Raw genomic sequence first — 21599 nt, 5'->3', positions numbered from 1 at the left:
GGAACTCCCGGGCACAAGTACCGAAATATCCTGTGAATGGGACGTGACTAGCCCCGGCAGCATATCAGATTTTTTATTATGACGAAACCCTTACTCGTATTTCTACAGCTGTTCTTTCTTGTCTTTTTGCTACTGCCAGCCAATGCTCAGAATACACTTCCCCCACGCATACTTACACTCCCCGAAGCAGTGCGATTGGCCAAAGAGCAGTCTCCCCGGTTCAGGAGAGCAGAAGTACTGCTCGAAAACAAGCAGTGGCAGTATAAGACGTACCGGTCTAACTATTTCCCGCAGTTAACCCTCAGCGGCGTTTTACCGGAGTATAACCGAACAATTGAACCGCGCATCACGGACAATGGAAGTCTGATCTTTATCAACACCCACAACGCTAACTCTTACCTGCAACTTTCGCTAGGGCAGGAGATCTGGCCTACCGGCGGCTACATTTCCATCAACAGCCAGTTGAAACGCCTGGATGATTTTCAGGCAGACGCTAACGGCACCCGCTACTCTTCCATACCGGCTACCATTACCCTCACCCAGCCCATCTTCGGCTATAACTACCGCGCCTGGGATAGAAAGATATCACCGCTCCGCTACGAGGAGGCACAACGCGACTACTGGGAAGAAATGGAGGACATTGCCAGCGCTACCACGGATCACTTTTTTGACTTACTGCTGAGCCAGATAAGCCATACCATTGCCGAGCGCAACGTCGCCAATAACGACACTCTTTACCAAATCGCCCAGAACAGGTATAAAACTGGCAAAATACAGGAAAACGAGCTTTTGCAGATGGAGCTCACGCTACTGAACTCGCGGCAGAATCTTGAGCAATCAATACTGGATGTGGAGGCGAATACCTTAGCGCTGAAGGTGTTCCTGGGCATTGTCGACAATATTCCCATCCGCCTGACGCCGCCCGAACGAATTCCGCTTTTTAAGGTAGATGAAGACATCGCACTGAACCAGGCCCACAAAAACCGCCAGCAGATAATTGGCTTTAAGCGAGAGTTATTGGAAGCAGAGGCTAACGTGGCGCGCGCCAAAGGCGAAACCGGTTTTAGAGCCGATATCTTCGCTTCGTTCGGGCTTACACAGCAGGCACTGGAGCTGGATGAAGTATACACAGACCCATCGCAGCAGCAGCGTGTGCGGCTTGGGTTTAGTATGCCGGTGATGGATTGGGGCAGAACAGCCGCTAAAATAGGAACCGCTACCGCCAACCAAACGCTGGTAGAAGCCAATGTAGAGCAGGAGCGGGAGAACTTTGACCAGGAAATTTACCTGAACGTGAAGCGATTCGAGGTGCTGCGGAAGCAAATGATTGGCGCCAAGCGGGCCGATGAAATTGCTGACCGCCGCTACAGCATCACCAAGCACCGCTATTTAGAAGGAGACATCAGCCTGCTGGACCTGAACATCGCCACCGAGGAACGGGACAAAGCTACCCTCAGCTACAATTCCTCTTTACGTGATTTCTGGTTAGCTTACTACAAGATCCGCCGCCTCACTCTCTATGACTTTGAAACAGATCAGTCGCTGCTAAAGCTCTAAGTAGCTTTAGCTAAAGTGCTGCTGTTATTAGTACGTGAGCGTTACCATTACCGGGTAATGATCGGAAGGAAGCTTTACCTGATCGGCAGCCTGCTGTAATGTTTGCCCCTCAGGTTGTTTTGCATGGTAGCTGTCGGTGAGTATGCCATACCTCTTTACGTGAAACTTGTTGTTTAAAAAGATGTGGTCGATGCGGCTGTCAGTGTTAGTGTTGATATCGAACCCATTGAAAGTTCCGGCAGTGGCAAGCTTTACATCTGCCAGTTGGTAGGCGTCTTTGAGAACGCCGGACGTATTGAGAACCCCATAGCTTTCATCATGCTGATCCACATTGAAATCGCCTGTTAAAATAACCGGCTGTTTTCCGGCCAGTTCTTTCACTTTACTCAGGATCAGTTTGGCGCTTTCGCGGCGGGCCTGCACACCTATATGGTCGAAGTGCGTGTTGAAGAAATAGAATTTCAACCCTGATGTAATATCTTGGAATTCTCCCCAGGTGCAGATGCGGGGCAGCACGGCATCCCAGCCTTTGTTCGGTCTGTCAGTAACCGGAGAAAGCCAGAAAGTACCTTTCTGTAACAGCTTAAACTTGTCCTTTTTATAGAAAATAGCCGCATACTCGCCGGCCTGTTTGCCATCGTCCCGTCCTACCCCAATATACGCATAGCCCGGCAGTTCCTGTGCCAGATCCTGTAACTGGTGGTACAATCCTTCCTGGGTACCAACTATATCAAAGTCATGGAACTGCACCATATTTACGATCACGGGGTATCGCTGCTTCCAGGGGTTTAACGAATCGCCCGGGTTATCATACCGCAAGTTATACGTGGCGACATTCAAAGTATGATTTTGTGCATTGGCACTTGTAAGTATCATAAAAAGGAAAACAGCACTTAAGAATAGTTTTTTACTCATCACATTCTGGTTTTAAATGGAAAAGGAGGCCACGTAATTGTTACTGTTACGTTGGCCTCCTTTCCTGCCTGTTACTTTTGCGTTAGTGGTTTCTCCCAGGTGGAGAAGGAATAAGGGAAGTCCTGCTGGTCAGTGCCCCTGCTTTTGTTGGGCTCGGGTCCCATCTGCAGCACCAACTTGCCGCCCCGGGCAATCTCCTCCTGCGTGATGTAGTTCTTGCCATACTTCTTGCCGTTGAGCTTTGCACTTTGCACGTAGATGTTCTCTGCGCTGTTCCTAGGTGCCTCCACCACAAACTCCTTTCCGTTCTCCAGGTGCAGGGTTGTCTTGCGGAACAGCGGCGCTCCGAGCGCATACTGGTTCACAGCTGGGGTAACAGGGTAAAAGCCCATAGCCGAGAACACGTACCAGGCCGAGGTTTGCCCGTTGTCCTCATCACCGGCATAGCCATCCGGCGTAGGCTTGTAGAGTTTATTCATCGTCTGGCGCACCCAGTACTGCGTCTTCCACGGCTCACCGGCATAATCATACAGGTAGATCATGTGCTGGATGGGCTGGTTGCCATGCGCATACTGGCCCATGTTCGCGATCTGCATCTCCCGGATCTCATGGATCACCCCGCCATAGTAGCTGTCATCAAATACGGGCGGCAGCGTGAACACCGAGTCCAGTTTGGCCACAAAGCGCTCCTTGCCGCCCATCAGCTTAATAAGGCCCTGCACGTCATGAAACACCGACCAACTGTAGTGCCAGCTGTTGCCTTCCGTAAAGGCATCCCCCCACTTAAAAGGGTTGAACGGTGATTGAAAGCTGCCATCCTGGTTCTTGCCCCGCATCAGCCCAGTACTTGGGTCAAAGAGGTTGTGGTAGTTCTGGCTGCGTTTGGCATATAGGTCTATTTCCGCCTGCGGCCGGTTCAGGGCTTTAGCCAGCTGGTAAATGGCAAAATCATCGTAGGCATACTCGAGCGTACGGGCGGCGTTCTCGTTGATGCCGACATCGTAGGGCACATAGCCCAGTTCGTTGTAGTACTTAACGCCCTTGCGCCCGACGGCTGTCATAGGCCCTTCGTTGTTGGCCCCGTGCAGGAGCGCTTCATAGAGGGTGTTGATGTCATAGCCGCGCAGGCCCTTCATGTAGGCATCCGCTACTACAGAGGCCGAATTATTGCCCACCATCACGTTGGCATAGCCCGGGCTGGACCATTCGGGCAGCCAGCCGCCTTCCTTGTAGTCGTTCACCAATCCCTGCTGCATCTCCTTGTTGATGCTCGGGAAAGCCAGGTTGAGGAACGGATAAAGTGCCCGGAATGTGTCCCAGAAGCCGGTGCCGGCAAACATGTAGCCGGGCATTGTTTTACCGGTGTAGGGGCTGTAGTGCACCACTTCTCCGGCCTGGTTCAGTTCATAAAGTTTATTCGGAAAGAAGAGCATGCGGTAGAGGCAGGAGTAGAAGGTGCGCAGCTGCTGGTCCGTGCCGCCCTCCACTTCGATGCGGCTCAGCGCCTGATGCCAGGCTGCTTTAGCTTTCTGCTCGGTTTCTTCAAAGCTGTCATTGGCCAGCTCCCGTTTTAGGTTTAGCTCTGCCTGCTCTGGGCTGATAAAGGAAGAGGCGATTTTGAAGGTGACCTGCTCGCCTTTGGCTGTTTTGAAGCCCACGATGGCGCCGGCATGTTCGGCCTGCTGCTCCAGGGCGTTTTTTACCAGGGTGGAGTCGTGCCAGGTATAGGCGGCGGTAAAGGGCTTATCGGCATAAATAACAAAGTAGTTCCGGAAATTAGGCAGTGGCGCACCAGCCTGTTTGGTAGTATAGCCGATGATCTTTCTTTCCGAGGGGATCACCTTCACATAGGAGCCTTTGTCCAGTGCATCGAGCACCACAAAGGCGCTGTCAGTTTTGGGAAAAGTGAAGCGGAACTGGGCCGCGCGCTCGGTGGGCGTGATCTCTGTGGTCACGTCATGATCGGCCAGGTAGACACTGTAGTAGTATGGCCTGGCAGTTTCCGCTTTGTGGGAGAACCAACTGGCCCGCTCGTTTTCCTGAAACTTGAGCCCGCCGGTAACCGGCATCAGGGCAAGCTGGCCGTAGTCGTTCATCCACGGCGAGGGCTGGTGGGTTTGCTTGAAGCCGCGAATCTTGTCAGCATCATAGGTGTAGGCCCAGCCATTGCCCATGTTGCCCGTTTGGGCGGTCCACAGGTTCATACCCCAGGGCACGCCTATAGCCGGGTAGGTGTTGCCGTTCGATAGGCTCGGCTTGGAGTCCGTGCCCATCAAAGGGTTCACTAGCTCCTCTGGGTTAAAAGCAGCGCCAACTCCCTGGGCAGTAGCGCTGGTATAGCTTGTTAGAAAGACGAAAAAAAAGGCTGAAGCAAAAGTGGAAAGAAAGGCTTTTTTCATTTAAGATTGTTTGAATGCAGATATTTATACTTGGTGATTGAAAGAAACAGATAAACAGCAAAGGCAGCAGTATACGAGCTTCTGAATACCAGTTTATACTTTAAGTTAATTACCGCTACTATTGGCAAACACACTTTTATACTGTGAGCTAATATACTTAAATCTCAGCAACACTGCTCAGGCAGCTGCAAAGCATGGGTTTGCCGTCAACTACCCTCCATGATAAACAGAAGGGAACCTTTTGATGGGCTCCCTTCTGTTTAAGTTTATACTAATAAGATGAATTTATACTTGTCAGGCCTGCTTAGTATCCGTTCGGCTCTAAAAGCGAATTCGCGTTCAGCGCTCGTGCAGGTATCGGAAACACGCTCAGGTCTTTCGCATCGGCCGGCTTATCCCACCATTCGTTTCCAAAACGATCCCAGCGTACCAGGTCTGTTCTGCGGTGGCGTTCGCCCATAAATTCACGACTCAGTTCATCCACAAACTCGTCATCTGTTAACATGGCCGGGTTCGCCTCATAGCTATGTGCCGGCCACTCTGCTTCAGTGAAATTACGTTTGCGGACAGCATCCAACAGTTGAGCTGCTGTTAACTTGTCGCCAGCGCGGTATTTAGCCTCTGCAATAGCATAGTACATCTCTGCCAGACGAATTTCAGGAGCTGAATTGTTTTGGAACAAACCTTCTGAAAGTGGCAGCCAAGGGAACTTGATAAAGCGAACCCCGCTGTTTTCCTCTCCGGTAGAAACATGAGAGCCCTTTGCCAGACCACTGGCACCTTCAGAGAAACGGCCCACCTGATCTACATAATACAAAGGCTTGTTGTTATACTCCTCTGTACCATTCACCATGGTGGTACTGTCGAAGCCAAAACCTTTATCGTAGTTGTAAGCATATTGCTGCCCGATGAGGAAGAAGCCATTATACAAGTTGTCTTTATCCGTTGTCCGGAAAGGCTGCTTCCGCTTGTCTGCATCCGTGTAGGTTTCGTATGGCATGCCCAACTCATAGTTGTAAAGGTTACCCTGCAAGTCCCGCGACGGCGTTAGGGTGATGCCATTCCATCCACCCCAGTCGTTGTCTAGCGAGTACCTGGCCTGGTAGTGCATCATGGCATTATACATCCAACTAAATTCATAGATGTTCTTGGCATGCGGGAACTCAAAGATGTTCTCAGGTGATCGATAACCGTCAATACCTGATCTGAAAGGACCTCTGTAATCCGGGTCAAGGCTGTAAGAGCCATACTTGCCATCTATGATGTCCTGTGCTACTTGAGCAGCCTCGGTATACATGGGTTTGCCGATGTATTTCTCAGCGTTCAGGTATAAGCGCACCAACAAAGCGGCGGCACCTCCCTGGTCCCAACGTCCTACCTTACCGTTCTGCGGCAGGCCCGGAAGTGACTCCTTGAGTTCTGACTCAATAAAGTTGAATACATCCTGCGGTGGTGATGATGGCAATGCGGCATTCCCGGTTTCATCGGTTGCTATCGGAACACTACGGAAGTAGTCGATGAGGAACAGGTAGAACCAGGCCCGCAGCGTACGCATCTCAGCAATGTGCTGCGCCTGGTCTGCTTCTGTCAGTCCAAGTGCTGGGTAGTCGAGTCCCTTAAAGTCATTGATAAACACATTTGTCTGTCCGATGCCCTGGTAAGGGCCGATCCAGCCACCATAAATGTGGTTGTCATCAGGAGTCCATTCGTGGTGGTGCAGCCTGATCCAGTCACCGCCGTCATAGCCGTGCTTGCCTTTTTGTGTCCACACAAAGTTATCTGCCGTCAGCTCCGAAAGTATCCAGCGGTCACCGTCCCAACCTACCCAGTGGGCATGTTCATAAGGGCGCACCAGCGCCGCCATAAGCGAGTTTTTGTCCTGATAATAAGTTTTTGTTACTAACGTGTCATAAACTTTCTCATCCAGGTTGGTACATGCGGGGGCTACCAACATCAGTAGTAGCACAGCGCATAGTATTTTCATTCTGTTCATATCGTCAACTTATAAAGTTTGTACTATGAGTCTTAAAAAGTGATTCTTACACCCAGTGCATAGTTCCTGGCAACAGGATACACGTTCAGGTCAGCATAACCAGGCGTCAGACCTGTGATACCCACTGTTGCCGGATCGAGGCCAGTATATTTTGTCAGTGTGAACACATTGCGCACGGTGGCATAAATTCTGAAATTGTTGATGCGCTTAATGCCCAGGTTCGGATTCCAGCCCAGGGTCAGGTTATCCAGTTTCAGGTAATCTCCGCTTTCCAGGAAGTAATCCGTAATCACCTTTCCTGACTTGATAGCTCCGTTGCGGCCATACGCGTCCTGCAGCAGGTTCACGTTTGGCTCGGCCTGCAGTCCATAGTACATCTGGTAGAGGTTCAAGATTTCGTAGTTAAAGCGGCCGCGGAAAAACAGCGACAGGTCGAAGCTCTTGAAGGCAATCTTGTTACCCCATGACAGGTCAAACTTAGGAGAACCGTTTCCGATAAAGACTCTGTCTCTGTCCTGGTTACCTTCAGAGGTGGCATTGATCTTTTCACCACCTACTTCACCGTTTTTCCAGATCATGATGTTGCCGTTCTCATCGACACCGGCATACTTATAGCCATAAAAGCTACCCAGTTCAGTACCAGCATACAGGCGGTATGCTGGGCCTGGGTTACCTGGAGATGGCAGAAATTGCAGATCGGTAAAGTTAGCAGTATAAGGTCCTTTTGACCAGGAAACCAGCTTAGACTTGGTATAAGAGGTGGTAATGTTGGTGCTGTAAGAGAAATCTCCGGCATTTACGACATCCCAGTTCAAGTAAAGCTCAAGACCTTTAGAGCTTGTAGTACCCACGTTCAGTGTAGTGCGGTCGAACAGGTTAGGTGGCACAGGCACATAGTAATCAGAGATCAGGTCACTGCTTCTGCGGTCAAAGGCATCCAGGCTACCATTTACCTTGTTGTTAAACAAAGTAAAGTCCAGGCCTACGTCGTAGGAGATAGCTTTTTCCCATTTCAGGTCGGGGTTCAGGTTGTTGGCCGGGCCATACACCTGTATCCACTCGCCTTCGTCATTCTGGTAGCGGCCAAAGCCTTGATATCTGGACAGGGAAGTATAACGCGGGAAGCCGGAGCGACCGGTTACGCCGTAAGAGGCACGCAGCTTCAGTTCGTTTATCGCATCTATGTTCTCAATGGCCGGCAAGCTGGACATGCGCCAGGCAGCTGACACTGCCGGAAATAAGCCCCATTTGTTGTTGGTACCGAACTTGGTGTTGCCTTCATAGCGGAAAGAGCCTGATAAGAAGTAAGTATCTTTAAAGCTATAGTTAACACGGCCCAGGAATGCAATAACCTTCTCTTGGCTTTTCCAGGAATCCATACCTAAACGGCCTTCTTCCCTGTTCCACTGTCCTGCACTTAGCTTGTTATAAGTAAAGGCATCAGAAAGGAAGTCTGAGTTCTCAGCCCAGAAACCCTGGTTGTTAAATTCCTGGTAAGAATAACCACCCATCGCTTTGATGCTGTGGTCTCCAATCATTGTGTTATAGTTTCCTAACCACTCCAGGGTATAATCCGTCCATTTTTCATCCTGCAGACGGGCACGTCCAGTACGGTTGTTAGTAATTGATTCAGCTGCTTTTGAAGTATAATATTCTCTTCTCAGCTGATCGTGCCCCTGCCGTGCCACCTTCAACTCTGTGTTCAGGTTCTTTAGCAGGTTTAACCGTAAGGTGATATCAAATATGGAATAGGTCTGATCTGATCCGTTTTCCCTTGCTAGTAAGTCCTGCACAGGGTTGTAGGTATCATATCCAAGCAGCGTGTTGTAGCTGTTTGGGTCGTTCGGATCCATAACCGGAATGGTCGGGTTTAGCTTTACAGCCTGCTGAAAGGCACCATAGTTGGTATATTCTTCCTGCGCAATTCTGTAAGAGATATTCCCCTCTACTTCTAAGAATCCTTCCATCGCCCGTTGGAAGAAGTTTGCCCGCAGGCCATACTCATTCCTGTCAGAGGCAATGTCTAATCCTGTCTTGGCGCGGTAGTTACCGGAGATGCGAAACAGCGTATTCTCACTGCCGCCACTCACAGCCAGCGACTGGTTCTGCCCGAAATTGTCTTTGCGGATCAGTTCATCGTACCAGTCTGTTCTGGCTCCTAAATCTGTATCCCGGCCACGCGACAGGAATTCCTCAGCAGAAAGCAGTTCGGGTCTGGCGGCTACTTCGTCGTGTTCGATGTAACTGTCATACGTTACCTGCACCTGCCCTGCCTTGCCACGCTTGGTTTGCACCAATATAACGCCGTTGGCACCGCGGGAGCCATAAATGGCAGCAGCGGAAGCATCTTTCAGAACGGTGATGGAGGCAATGTCTTGTTGCGCCAAGTTGCGCAGGTCGCCTCCTGGCATTCCGTCAATTACGATCAGCGGCGCTGTTGTACCTGTTATCGTGGCTGCACCGCGTATCTGGATACCTACTCCTGCGTTGGGGTCTGCGGCAGCGGTATTCGAAATGGTCAGACCAGCTACCTTACCTTCCAGCATCTGCAAAGGGCTGTTAAAAGCTCCCTGCTGCAGTTCTTCGGCAGTTACGGTAGTAATGGCGCTGCTCACTTCTTTCTTTTGCATGGTACCGTAGCCCACTACCACTACTTCTTCGAGGGCCTTGGCATCTGTCTCGAGCTGCACATCTATCACCGACTTGTTGCCGATCGGAATCTCCTGCTTCACAAAGCCAATGTAGGAAAACACCAAGGTGCCATTTTCCTGGCCATCCGGCACGCTTAAGCTGTAGTTACCATCCACGCCTGTAGTTGCACCGATGGTGGTTCCCTTCAGCACCACAGATACGCCGGGCAGCGGCATGCCTTTCGCGTCTGTTACTTTACCATTTACTTGCACAGCAAATGCAAAGGAGTGATTTGCTGATAACCCCTTTTTGGAGGCTCCGGTAGAACTGTCTGGCCGAGGTAGCTCAGCCGCCCGGCTTTGTGTAGCAGTTAAGCCTGCACATAATGCAAAAGAAAGCACACCGGTACAGAAGTACCGGCCTCTTACTCTCACATATTCACCGTCGAACAAATTTGTAAATTTGTGTTTCATACAACTACATTTAAGTGAAATTAAAACTAAGCTAAACCGTTTTAGCAGATAAAACAATTTATTTTTTCATTAAGTCGAATTAAACGTTAAGATTGTGCTGACAGGCTACTCCCAAGCCCCTAAATAATGATTCTTCCCTGGTACTTCTCACACGCACCTGCCCTCTTCTTCGTGATTAATCACTCAGTTATATACAGGTATAATAAAATAACACTAGCCCGCAATTAGCACCGCAGAAAATGATAGTATAATTTTATCGTTTGTTTATCTAAATTTAGCAAATAAATTTTAAAACAAAACACTTAGCTCCACTTTATTTTAAACCAATACCTGTTTTTCAGGCGTTTAAACAATTACTGCTCGGCATAAGATGAACGTCCCTGTTCCGTTCTCCTACAACTCTTGCACGCAAGCATTTCTCCTGGCTTTGCTCTAGTAAGTAAGCAGACGTTTAAAATTAAAACTGTTTGCAGGTATTCCGCTCCTCTCCTGCTTTTACTGCTCAGTATTCCTTCACTCATACTTTGTCCAGCCTCGAAGAGTCCCGAACAATCAAGGTGGCCGGAAGCACCACCTGTTGTACTTTCATTTTATGATCCGGTTCGTCCAGGGCACTCAGCATAAGTTGGATTACCTGCTTTGATATCTCTACTACAGGCTGCGCAATAGCTGTAATAGGCGGATTATACAACTTAAAGAGGTCCAGATCATCAAAAGCGACTACCCCCATGTCAGCCGGAATCCGAAGGTTTAGTTCTTTAATCGCCTGCAGCCCCCACACCCCAATGTAGTTGGTAGCGAAGAACACAGCATCAATCTTTTTATTCTTCTTCAGGTAAGCGGCAATGGCAGCAATGTTCTTTTCTCCAGCAGTATGAAAGTCTAACTTTTTCACAAATGGCTTCAGTTCATGTTCTGCCAACGCTTTCTGGTAGCCACTCAAACGATCCATCATCTGCCCTTGGGTAGAGTTCAGGGTGATAAAGGCAATGCTCCGGAAACCCTGCTGTATCAGGTGGTTGGTCGCTTGGTAGGTGCTGTTTACGTTATCAATCACCACGGAACTGGACTCCAGTCCGGGGATCATGCGGTCAGCTAACACCACCGGCACATTTTCTTTTAGAAGCGCCTGGATATCTTCTTCCACCCCTTCGGGGGGCGTAATAATATAGCCATCTATAAGCCGGTCTCTGAAAATCTTGATCAGTTCACGGGTTTTCTCTGCATTATTTTCAGTGCTGCAGTATAAAATCCGATACCCTTTGTTATGCGTTTCTTCTTCAATCAGCCGGGCAACCTGGGCAAAAAAAGCGTTTGAAATATCCTCCACCATTAGGCCAATAATCCTGGATTTACCTGTTCTAAGCCCCTGGGCTATTGAATTTGGCTTGAATCCCACTTCCTCCACAAAGTCCAGCACTTTTTTCGTCAGGCTTTCACTGATGCGTTTCTCTTTGGCTTTCCCGTTAAGTATAAAAGAAACTGTGGTAATAGATACGCCTAATTCTTTCCCTATATCACGGATCGAAAGCTTCTTACTCATTCGTTGGTTGCATTAATTCTATCCTAAGCAAGCCATGGCGCCCCATGCTCTTTCGTGTTCCTACGGCCTACCTTTATCATGGCACTATACCTTATAATGCCCCTCAAAGGTAAGGCTTTAACCCTATACTCTGTTAAAACTATTGCTTGCTGCAGCAGAAAGTAAGCCACGGAAAAGCAGATTGCCTACAGGCGTTGGGGCGGCACGCCTGTTTTCGTAATCTTCACCGGTTTGATATAGCCCTGGTCATCAAAGTACATCCTGTCGATGCTGGTTACCCGGTGGTTGGCGTCCGTTTCACCCAATGGTCTCCGATGATAGACAATGTACCACTGATCCGCTTTTTCGTTGTGAATTACGGAATGATGGCCGGCTCCGGTAGCCACCGCTGCATCCTGCTCCAGTACAGTAGCTACCCGCTTGAAAGGCCCCACAGGCGAATCTGAGATAGCATAGGCCACTTTATAGTTAGGGCCTGTCCAGCCTCCCTCCGACCACATAAAGTAGTACTTGCCATCTTTTCGAAACATGAAAGGTCCCTCCACATACCCTTCGGGCGTGATTTCTTTAAATGTGGTGCCATCAGCAAATGGCACGAAGCCGGTGAAGTCGTCCTTCAGTTTGGCGATGTTGCAGTGACCCCAGCCACCATAAATCATATAATAAGAACCATCTTTATCTTTAAACACAAACTGGTCGATAGGTTGTGCCCCGTTGTGGATCTCACCAATGAGCGGCTTGCCCAGGTAATCTTTAAAAGGTCCCTCCGGCTTATCGGCCACCGCCACACCGATACCCCCCACTTCGCCTTCGTGCACGTCGTTCGCCCCGAAAAACAGGAAGTACTTGCCGCCCTTCTCCACAATGGCCGGTGCCCACATCGCCCGCTTCGCCCATTTCACACTTGCCGTGTCCAGAATGCTGGGGTGCTTGGTCCAGTGCACCAGGTCGGGAGAGGAGAAGGCATCAAAATGCACCTGCTGCTCATAGGGAGCCGAGTAGGTGGGATATATCCAGTAAGTATGGTCAAAAACGACACCTTCAGGGTCGGCGTACCACCCCGGGAAAACAGGATTACCGGAAGTTGCTTTTTTCGTTTCGGTACTGGCAGTAGCCGGTGCTTTTCCCTGTTGAGCCGTGCGCTGTGCACAGGCCTGCAACATTATACTTCCCAGAAAACAAACGATCAATGATTTTCTCATAATTACTCTTAATATTATACTTCTTATGCGACTAACTATTAAGACTACGTTATACTTACTTTACCACCGGAAAAGCGGAGATTCGAAGCCTGGCCCCTCCCATCGGCACCAGCGTTAGGGGCTCCGTTTGCTGGCTGGTTTGCACAGGGCTTTGCGGCAGCACAGCAACCAGGCCATACTTGTCAAGCTTCCATCCGGGAATCTGCTTGCCCATAGCCTTTAGCTGGATGGGAGCATGGGCGTTGGTGAACGGATTGTTATCGGCTGGCCAGTCCTTTTTCACCACCTCAAACGACTCTGCCGGGTGCTGCTCATTTAACACAAGGCCATAGTTCCAGTCGGAGGCGGGGTGTATCTCAAAAGAAGGCCATTTCTGCGGGTCTGCGCCGGGCTGCCACTTAGAATCTCCGATGGCAGTTTGCTTGCTATCCTTCTGCACGTAGTGCTCGTCGATTTTGAGCGAGAAGGTCAGCGGCCCATAATTGACGCTCACACTGTTTTTGTTTTTGGCCCACTCGCGCACCTTCACCTCCATCGGCAGCTCCAGCGCCACTTCGTCGCCGTTTTTCCAGGTGCTGGTGAGTTTTACATATTCCCCCGGCTGCGTTGTAACTGCTACCAACTGGCCGTTCACCCGCACCACTGGTTTGTGGCACCACGACGGGATGCGCAGGTAAAGCGGAAAGCGCACAGCTTTGGGCGTACTTACGGTAAAGTTAACCTGCTCCTCAAACGGATACTTCGTATTCTCCACTAGCTTCACCTCAGTGCCATCGCCCACTTTCGCCGTTACCTCACCCTCGGAGTAGAGTTGGGCAGCCAGGCCGTTGTCGGGTGTAGCCATCCAACTGTTCTCAGCATAGTATACCCAGCCGGCGGCGTGGTTATGTTGGCAGCAGCGGCTACTAAAAGGGTTCATCATCAAAAAAGGGCCGGCATTCTGAATACCTGGGCTATGATCTCTGCTGTCGCTGACCACCATGTTGGGAGCTGTCAGGTAGCGCAACGCCCGGTAATCGGGCGTAAAAGCAGCCGGAAAGGTATTGAAGGCGATGTCTTCGGCATTATCAGCCCAAAAACTATCGCCGGTATACCGCAGCAGCATTTCATCAGAGGTGGTTTGCTCTACCATGCCACAGGTTTCCACAGCCTGCCGCGGGTCGGCATACCCTTCGCGGGCGTTCTCGTCGGCCCCGAACATGCCGCCAGGCACCTGGCCATACAGCTCCCGCACCAGCTTGAAATCATGGTAAGTTGCTTTCAGGTCGGTTGAGTCCGCGCTCTGCTCATAGTAGGTGGCGGGCTCCCGGAAGCTCTGCGCGATGTTGACGTTGTGCCAGTTGGGCAGGTTGTTTTTCTGGCGCCAGTCAGCCGTGTTCCTGTCTATTTTAGAGGCCAGGTCCAGCAGCCATTTGTCGCTGGTGCGGTTGTAGAGCCAGTACACGCTGTAGAGGTTGTCGCCGCCGCGGCTGTTCTCCCAATAGTCCTCCAGAAATTTATCATCCGGTATCGATAGTTCCCATTTAAAGTACTTTGTCATCAGGCTGAGCACCCGTGGGTCTTTGGCATACTCATAGTATGATTGCAGGCACCAGAGCATGGGCATGTTCGTCCACAGGTCGCGCTTGCCCTCACCTTTCTCCACATTCGGACCAAAGTCACCGCTCTCCCGCTGGTTGGTCAGCACAGCCTCCAGCCAAAACTTCGATTTGTCGATTATCTCCTGGTCATCGAGCATGTAGCCGATGTTGGCGTAGCCTTTGAGCCAATAGGGCAGTTCTTCCCAGCCATACTTGCCTGTTCCGGCTTTGTTGAGCCAGGCGTTGTCGTCTTTGGAGAGCCAGATGCTGATCTCCCCCAGGTTGCCCGTTAGGCCGTCGCGCTGCAGCTCCAGTTGCCGGCGCAGCCAGCCACCGGGTTTGATGCTGGTGACAGGCAACTTTACGAAATACTGCGGCTGCAGCGGCGCTTTGTTGCTGACGTAATACCTGTTCGTCTCCTCGTTTGTAGGCCGGCGCACTGCCTCAGCCTGCACGTTGTCATGCACCTGGCCAACGGGTGTTTTGCAACTGCCTGCACATAAAAGCACGGTAAACAGGAGGAAGGACTTTTTCATAAGCTTACAAGTATAACCGCATGTTTCTTCAGGCTAATTCCGGCGTTATAAGTATAAGATCCGGGTTTACCGGCTTTGCATTTTCGTCTCCAGTAGCTTCATAAAATAGCCGCCAACTACCGAGCGTGCCCGAAAGCCCACCGAGGCACCGTCTGTTGTTTCATGCCAATCACTTAGCGGTATCCTGTCTTTTGTTTCGTTGGCATACTTCCACACCGGCTGCACAAGCGCTTTAAAGTCCGCCGGGTTGTCAGTCAATGTTGCGGTCCAGAGTATCCAATCTGATTTGGTGTATGTCTTACGGCTATCTAGCGGCAACCCATAGGCGCCCTGGTGTGCCAGGTAATAAGCTATTTCCTTTTCACTCACCACTTTTGGAAATACGTTCAGGTCCAGGATATCATCCCAGGCCAGGTTATACTTCTGGCTCCAGGTGCCCGGCTTGTCAAAGGCCAGCGTGTAGTGGTCGCCATCGTTGGCCAGTTGCATCCATTGCTTCGCCATCTCTTTAGCTAATGTTCTATACTGTTTCTCGACGTCGGCTTTACCCAGCATACCGGCCAGTTTGCCGTAGCAGGCCAGGGCTTCGATGGCTTTTACTGAGAGGTTGGCATTGTGGGCCAGGTGACCTGCAAAATCATCGGTCGACAGCTGGTTGGCGGGGTCAAAGCCGCTCTGCTTCAGGTATTCGGCCCAAGTGGTGAGGGTTTCCCAGTGCTTTTGCGCATAGGTGGCATGGCCTTCGGCTTCGGCAAGGGCTCCGGTCAGGATCAGCACATTGCCCGCCTCTTCCACCGGCATGTCTTCGCCGTAAGTCTGGCCGTTGGCAACGGGGTAGGTGCCCAGGTCATGGGCCGGGAAAGGCTTTTTCCAAGCGCCGCTCTCGCTATAATAGAAAATGCCGTTGAGCATTCCTTCTACCAGGCGGGGATTATAAACCAGGAAGAGCGGTGCCGATGGGTAAGTTATGTCCACGGTGTTGATAGAGCCGTTGCTGAAGTTCTCTTTTGACAGGAACAGGAGTTCACCGTTCGGGCTCTTGACCAGCGTATGGGCAGCAACAGCCTGGCGGTAGGCCACTTCACACAGATCTGCGTACGCCTTACCGCCTGCTTTCAGGGCGTCAGCGTATAATTTTTTGTCAAATGCCTGGCACTGCTTCGTTACCTGCTGGTAGTCTGCTGCTGCTTGCGCCAGTTCTTTCTCCATCGTGTCGGAGGCATCCTGCTTCCACCAGGGCTTCAGGTTTTCATGAAAATACTGCACGGCGTATAGCTCATCATAGCCCAGCAGGAATACTTGTTCTTTGGCCTTGGCACCAACTTTACCTAACGAAATGATGGTATTTAGCACCAGCCCTTTACCTGTTTTAGCCTCTGTGAACGAAGCTTTTTCCTGGGCCGCGAAAGGCAGTACCGCCTGTGAGGCAGCTGATACATACTGGATGGGGTTTGCAGCCTCGGGTACCGCTACATACAGGTAGCCCCAGTTGATGCGCACGTCGTCGCCTTTCTGCTGCAGCACGGGTTGTGCTTTGGTGCCTGCCTTTAGAATAGAGAGCTTGTCAGACGTATACTGCACGGCGCTTACTTCTTCCTCCGGCGTGTTGACAGCCAAAGCAGTAGAAGCGCCCAGGTATAGTTGCACCTGGTGGGTAACCTTATCGTTGGCTTTAACTTTTACTGAGATGTAGGATACCGGCCTGGCCAGCACCTCGAGGTGTTGCAGCAACAGCGGCGAAGTAAAGGTAGCTGTTACGTCCACGCTGCCACAGGTAAACAGGTAGGTCGTTTGGGTAGCATCAAGTGCCACGCTTTTCTGCACGGCAGGCGTAATTTCTATAAGCTGCTGTGATGTTTCCTCCACTACCAGGCCGGCATCAAGCCACCGGCCACCAGCGGTGTTGGCGACGTGAATGGCCAATACGTTTCCCGTTTTCTTCAGCTTCCGGGCCACGGCATCACTCACAGGAATGTATACATACTTGTTTGTCCAGCCGGTGCGACGGTAAATCTCTTCGCCGTTCAGGTATACTTCCACGTTGTCATCGTGGTTCAGTTTCAGGTAGAGTTTGCCTGGTGTGGCATCCGGGAGAGAAAATGTTCGCCGTACCCACAGGTTGTCGCTTGGCCAAACCGTGCTGGCACGTGCCGGGTCATCACCAAAGGGAGCGTTGCCTGTTTTCCAGTCGCCGGTAGCAAAGGCAGTATTCATCCAGCCTGCTTCCGGGGCCGATTCGGTGTAGGCAAAAGTATAGGGCTGCTCATCCGAGGCTGGCAGTATACTACGGAATGTTTTTGCCTCTTTGCCCAGAAAGCGGTATACTTTCCCGTCTACCTTTACCATACCTGTCAGTGCCTCCTCCTGCCCTGTCCAATGTTTGGTGACCGACTGGTTGAGCGTATCGCTGAACGACCAAAGGCTGAAATAGGGATCATGCGTCAGCAGCGGGTAAGCGGGTGCCCGCAATTCCTGCCCTATGGCGACAGCGGCCGATAGCCAAAGTATGGACAGCAACAGTAGTACTCGCTTCATGCAGTATAGGTAATTACGTCTTGCAATGATTTCCCAAGGGCATAGTAAGAGGGAGACGTTTGCCTCCCTCTTGCTATGTGGGTTAGCTGCTGTATTCGCCACTTTTTATCGGCAGCCGGTGCTTTGCACGGCTATCCGGCAGAAGTATAACGTTATACTTGCGGCAAAGGCAGCCTGGCGTCTTTCTTAAGGTTTATTTACTATCCAGGGAGTTTATCCACTGGGCAATCTTGAGCGCATCTTCCTTCGGCACCTGCGGCATAGGGGGCATCTCGGTGGCATAATCCGGCCAGTTCTGCGGATTCGGATTGTGGATCAGCTCTACAATTTTCTGGTTAGTATACTTGCGCTTGGCTACATCAGTATACGCAGGGCCTATCTGTTTTTTGGTTGGGTTGTGGCAGGCCAGGCAGGTATATTTTGCCAAAATTCCTTTCACATCGGCATACGTTGGCGCTTTCGCTCCTTTCCCGGGCTGCGCACTGGCTTTAGCTGCAGCTGGTTTTGTTGTCGTAGCTTTTGCGGTTGTCTGCGTTGCTTTCGCCGGAGTACTTTTTGCTGCTGTCGTAGCACTGCCTCCTCTGCTCAACTCACTCATCGAGAGTTTCTGGCCATCTGGAATATTATTCAGCGTGTAGTAAGCAGTTGGGTGCACCAGCGAGTAACTGTTATCCCGCTCCCGAACGCCTTCAAGTGTAATGTTGTGGATGTAGTACCGGCGGAGGTTATCGACTACCAAACGGGCTTTCATGCCGTCAGCTGAGACTTTTACACCTTTGATCGGGCACTCCTCCGTGTTCACAGGTGGGCTACCGTAAACAGGCTGGTACTTATAGATGAAGCTGGAAACGGAATAAGAGTTAGGGTTTTCAGCCGTTTTCTTATCGACAGGCTTTGTAAATTCTATCTCAAAGCCATCCGGCATTGCCCGGACAGCCCGCATTTCAAAGGGCACGTTGTTGTTCCATACTACACGCTGCAGGCCCATACTTGCATCACCGGCAGATCCCCAGCCCCTGTTTGTTTCGCCTACAAACAAAGAGCCGTCCTTAGCCCAGGCCAGGCGCAGCACACCCGATTGGAAACCGCTTCTGAACATGAAGGAAGCACCCTGGTATTCGCCATTCACCTTCTCCATAAACACACGTGAGATAATGCTCATGCCCTGGTCTCCTATCAGCACCTGGCCACCAAAAGGGCCGAAGTTGTCTTTTGGTATTTCCACAGGTTCGGAGGTAGAAATGCCCAGTATACCATGCGGCAGCCACACGGCAGGCAACTGCAAAGATGGAATAGCCTTCTTCACCTCGAACAGGGTCTTGAAATCTTCATTCACCCTGTTCTCTGGCTTAATATAATGCCCTTCCGCATCTTTGATAGCACGTGGATCTACCTGGGCATAGAGTTGTTCTTCCGTAACTTTTACCGGCGAGTTAGGCAAACCAGCCCAACGCAAACCGGCCGGGTTGTTCGTAAAAGCCCCCTTCGTGATGTGCCAGATGCCGCCGGAGCCTACCCAGTCGCCCTGATTTTCTGTGTAAAACAGTTCGCCATCTATAAAACCGATGCCGCAAGGCGAGCGCATGCCCGTTGCCCAGGGTTGCATCTGCCCTTTTTGGTTGATGTTCATGATCCAGCCACGCCAAGGCACACGGCTTTCGCCCCGGTACCACTGCTCGTCGCCAAAGGCTACATTGGCCGAAACAAAGAAAGAGCCATCCGGTGCGATCTTCGGCCCGAAGCTATACTCGTGGTAGTGCCCGGACAAAGGCCATTCATACACGGTTTCATACACATCGGCCTTGCCATCGTTGTTGGTATCTTCGAGCCGCGTCAGTTCGCCGCGCTGAGCGCAGTAAAAGGAGCCATCTTTGTAAGCCAGCCCCAGAATTTCGTGCAGGCCAGAGGCAAACTTGCGGAAGTATGGCCGCGGGCTGGTCGGGTTTTCGGCAATGTATACTTCTCCGCGGCGGGTAGAAACGCCCAGATCGCCATTCGGCAGCGTCACCAACCCTCCTACTTCCAGCAAGACGCCTTCGGGTACGCTAACACCGGTGATCCGGAAAAAATCTTCTTCCTTGGGAGCTTCCTGCGCCCATGCAGGCGTACCGATGCCTGCCAGTGTAGCAGCAGTAAACAGCAGTGGCAGCGCGGTTCTCGAAAATAATTTTTTATAGGTATACTTCATCGGAATTACATGTCAAGGTTAGAAAAGGATAGAATAGCTTATTTTACCCTGCACAGGCAGGATAAGCTCTTTCCGGCCATTTGAGTCGCGGATAACCGGCTTTGCTCCGCCGGCATCATCTACCCGCAGGTAATAGGATTTGCCATCCACCAGGTAAGTATCTTTCGAAACCGGCTCGATGGTGGAGCCTTCTGCCAGTCTGGCGTACAGGCCTCCCGAAGGGTTCTGCACCGTTAGTTCGCGCTGAAGGCCCTGGCCGTTTTCCAGCACCCTGATCTGGTCCTGTACCGGGCTACCATAGGCGACATAGCGGAAGGTAGGCTGATCGTTTGCATCCAGCACATAGCCTTTGGGGCGATAACCGGTGCCTGCCGTATCTGTAACCCATGCTGCTTGCGGGGAGGCAAGTTTGGCAAGTGTAAAGGAAGGTTTCCCAAAGGACTCTACAGCGCCTACCGGTCGGGAAGACCCGTTGCCGCGGCTGTACCACATGGGCGTCGCGTCGAGAAAGCCCCCGCGCCATACTTGTACCATGTTCCCGTGATCCAGGTCATACGTATAGTTCACATTAGCCGGATTGCCAACGTTAACGGCATGCACCACCCGGAGGGCCTGACCTTCATCTTCCGGCATAGGCAGGTCCATGAAGCTGCGCTGAATCGTATTAACGGGTGCATTGATCAGGATAGGACCGGCTGGCTGGTAATTGCGGTTAAGCGGGGCCACCGCATCGCCAATGATATATTCCCGGATGCCGGGGCCTACCACTGCCAGTCCTACGGCAGGCTTGTCCCATTCCACAGCCTTCGTATAAAGTAGTTCAAACGGCACATCACCGGCTGGCAGCTTTACGCTCGCCCGCTGATTCCGGGCCTCCAGCGGAATAACCACTTCGTTATTGAGTTTCATCAGCCCCTTGCCGCCTGAAGCATTCAGGTTAAACGTATACTCGCCTGCTTGCGGCACCCGCAACGAACCGGTATACCGGATCAGGAAGTCTTTAGGCAACGCTTTGATAGCCCCGGTCATCAGCACGGAAGTACCCTCAGCCTCTCGTGGCAGGTTCTTAAAATCCGGCACGGTCTCAAACTTACCATCATATACAGTATACTTCAGGTCAACCAGTTCGGGGCGCGGCTTGCTATAGTCTGTTACCTGGATGTTGCGGAAAGCAACAGCGCCATGGTCGCCCTGGAACCGGAGTGGGCCGGTGGGCACCTCCTGCGCAGCCATGGCGCCGCGGGTAGGGCCAAAGAGCTCTACGTTTTCCTGTATAAGGACACCGTTTAGTTCCACCCGAAGCATTTTGGCATTTTCTGTTTTCTTGCCGCTGGCATCAAAATGAGGCGCCTGGAAAGAGATCTTCAAGTGCTGCCACAAGCCGGGGGCGCGGCTCACGTTCTGGCGGGGAGCATACCCCTGGTATCCCTGCTGGCCATTTGGTTTGCTATCGTCCCAACGCTCGTAGATACCGCCGTTAGTGGCTGCTGTTGGCACTGCCTGCGGCCAGCTATCCTCCAGTTGCACCTCATAACGGCCTTGCAGGTAAATACCGGAGTTCGCATTTTTAGCCATCATATAATCCAGCTCTACATCTACGTCGCCGTATTCAGCGGTCGTATACAGGTCGTCGCCATGGTTCTTCTTTGTTGGCTGATTCACCAGCACACCTGTTCCGTCAGAGGTGTGCAGCACGTTAGGCTTCTTCATATCAGCCGACACATCGCCAACAATACTCCAGCTCTTGCTTGGGTTCTTGAAAGCGGACATATTCGTCAGGGGAATCTCATCCTGCCGCGCCGCTGCCGGCTGCGCAAAGGTCAGCCCAGAGCTGCAGGCCCATGCTAAGCCCACCAGTAGCAGCCGGGTGGGAGAAAAAGCTAATCTTTTCATACTTTAAGTTTGAGGGATGTATATAACAACTGTTTGGTTTTAGATGGAAATAACTGCTTTAAGTATGGCAGCAGCAACACTTTATAGCAACGCAGCCAGCATAAGGTATTCGGATGACAAAATGTACGACTGCTGCTCCGTAGGTAAATCAGCG

Annotated in this window: 11 protein-coding genes; 1 reads left to right on the top strand and 10 read right to left on the bottom strand. The window is 51.3% G+C overall.

Annotated features, from left to right (window positions below; all coding sequences use genetic code 11):
• Positions 1-78 precede the first annotated feature (78 nt).
• Positions 79-1557: a TolC family protein gene (locus ABDW72_RS17335; RefSeq protein WP_347159862.1), complete on the top strand. Its 1479-nt coding sequence runs from the start codon at positions 79-81 to the stop codon at positions 1555-1557.
• Positions 1558-1584: 27 nt separating this feature from the next.
• Here ABDW72_RS17335 and ABDW72_RS17330 read toward each other — a convergent pair whose 3' ends face one another.
• The 10 genes from ABDW72_RS17330 to ABDW72_RS17285 all read right to left on the bottom strand — a co-directional run bounded on the left by ABDW72_RS17330 (position 1585) and on the right by ABDW72_RS17285 (position 21445).
• A complete protein-coding gene (locus ABDW72_RS17330; protein WP_347159861.1) occupies positions 1585-2472 on the bottom strand; it encodes an endonuclease/exonuclease/phosphatase family protein in 888 nt (295 codons plus the stop codon).
• A 71-nt stretch (positions 2473-2543) separates the two neighbouring features.
• Positions 2544-4871, bottom strand: a complete 2328-nt coding sequence (locus tag ABDW72_RS17325) for a GH92 family glycosyl hydrolase (RefSeq protein WP_347159860.1) — start codon at positions 4869-4871, stop codon at positions 2544-2546.
• 304 nt (positions 4872-5175) lie between these two features.
• Positions 5176-6864, bottom strand: coding sequence for a RagB/SusD family nutrient uptake outer membrane protein (locus ABDW72_RS17320; protein WP_347159859.1), 1689 nt, complete (start codon positions 6862-6864; stop codon positions 5176-5178).
• 32 nt (positions 6865-6896) lie between these two features.
• On the bottom strand, positions 6897-9767 hold the full coding sequence (locus ABDW72_RS17315; protein ID WP_347159858.1) for a SusC/RagA family TonB-linked outer membrane protein: 2871 nt from the start codon (positions 9765-9767) through the stop codon (positions 6897-6899).
• 718 nt (positions 9768-10485) lie between these two features.
• Positions 10486-11511, bottom strand: a complete 1026-nt coding sequence (locus ABDW72_RS17310) for a LacI family DNA-binding transcriptional regulator (protein WP_347159857.1) — start codon at positions 11509-11511, stop codon at positions 10486-10488.
• 185 nt (positions 11512-11696) lie between these two features.
• Positions 11697-12716 (bottom strand): glycoside hydrolase family 43 protein, encoded by a 1020-nt coding sequence (locus ABDW72_RS17305; protein ID WP_430438164.1) that lies wholly within the window; start codon positions 12714-12716, stop codon positions 11697-11699.
• A gap of 52 nt (positions 12717-12768) precedes the next feature.
• On the bottom strand, positions 12769-14829 hold the full coding sequence (locus ABDW72_RS17300; protein ID WP_347159855.1) for a beta-L-arabinofuranosidase domain-containing protein: 2061 nt from the start codon (positions 14827-14829) through the stop codon (positions 12769-12771).
• 66 nt (positions 14830-14895) lie between these two features.
• Positions 14896-17364 (bottom strand): glutaminase family protein, encoded by a 2469-nt coding sequence (locus tag ABDW72_RS17295; RefSeq protein ID WP_347159854.1) that lies wholly within the window; start codon positions 17362-17364, stop codon positions 14896-14898.
• 193 nt (positions 17365-17557) lie between these two features.
• Entirely contained in the window at positions 17558-19552 is a 1995-nt protein-coding gene (locus ABDW72_RS17290; protein ID WP_347159853.1) for a hypothetical protein, read from the bottom strand.
• Between the two features lie 18 nt (positions 19553-19570).
• The gene (locus tag ABDW72_RS17285; protein WP_347159852.1) at positions 19571-21445 is read right to left on the bottom strand and encodes a 3-keto-alpha-glucoside-1,2-lyase-like domain-containing protein; all 1875 of its coding nucleotides are present in this window, start codon (positions 21443-21445) and stop codon (positions 19571-19573) included.
• Positions 21446-21599: the final 154 nt, after the last annotated feature.

Origin of the sequence: Pontibacter chitinilyticus (assembly GCF_039748935.1) — a bacterium.
Taxonomy (GTDB): domain Bacteria; phylum Bacteroidota; class Bacteroidia; order Cytophagales; family Hymenobacteraceae; genus Pontibacter; species Pontibacter chitinilyticus.
The sequence above is the reverse complement of the archived record's forward strand: the minus strand, read 5'-3'. Positions and strand labels throughout refer to the sequence as shown.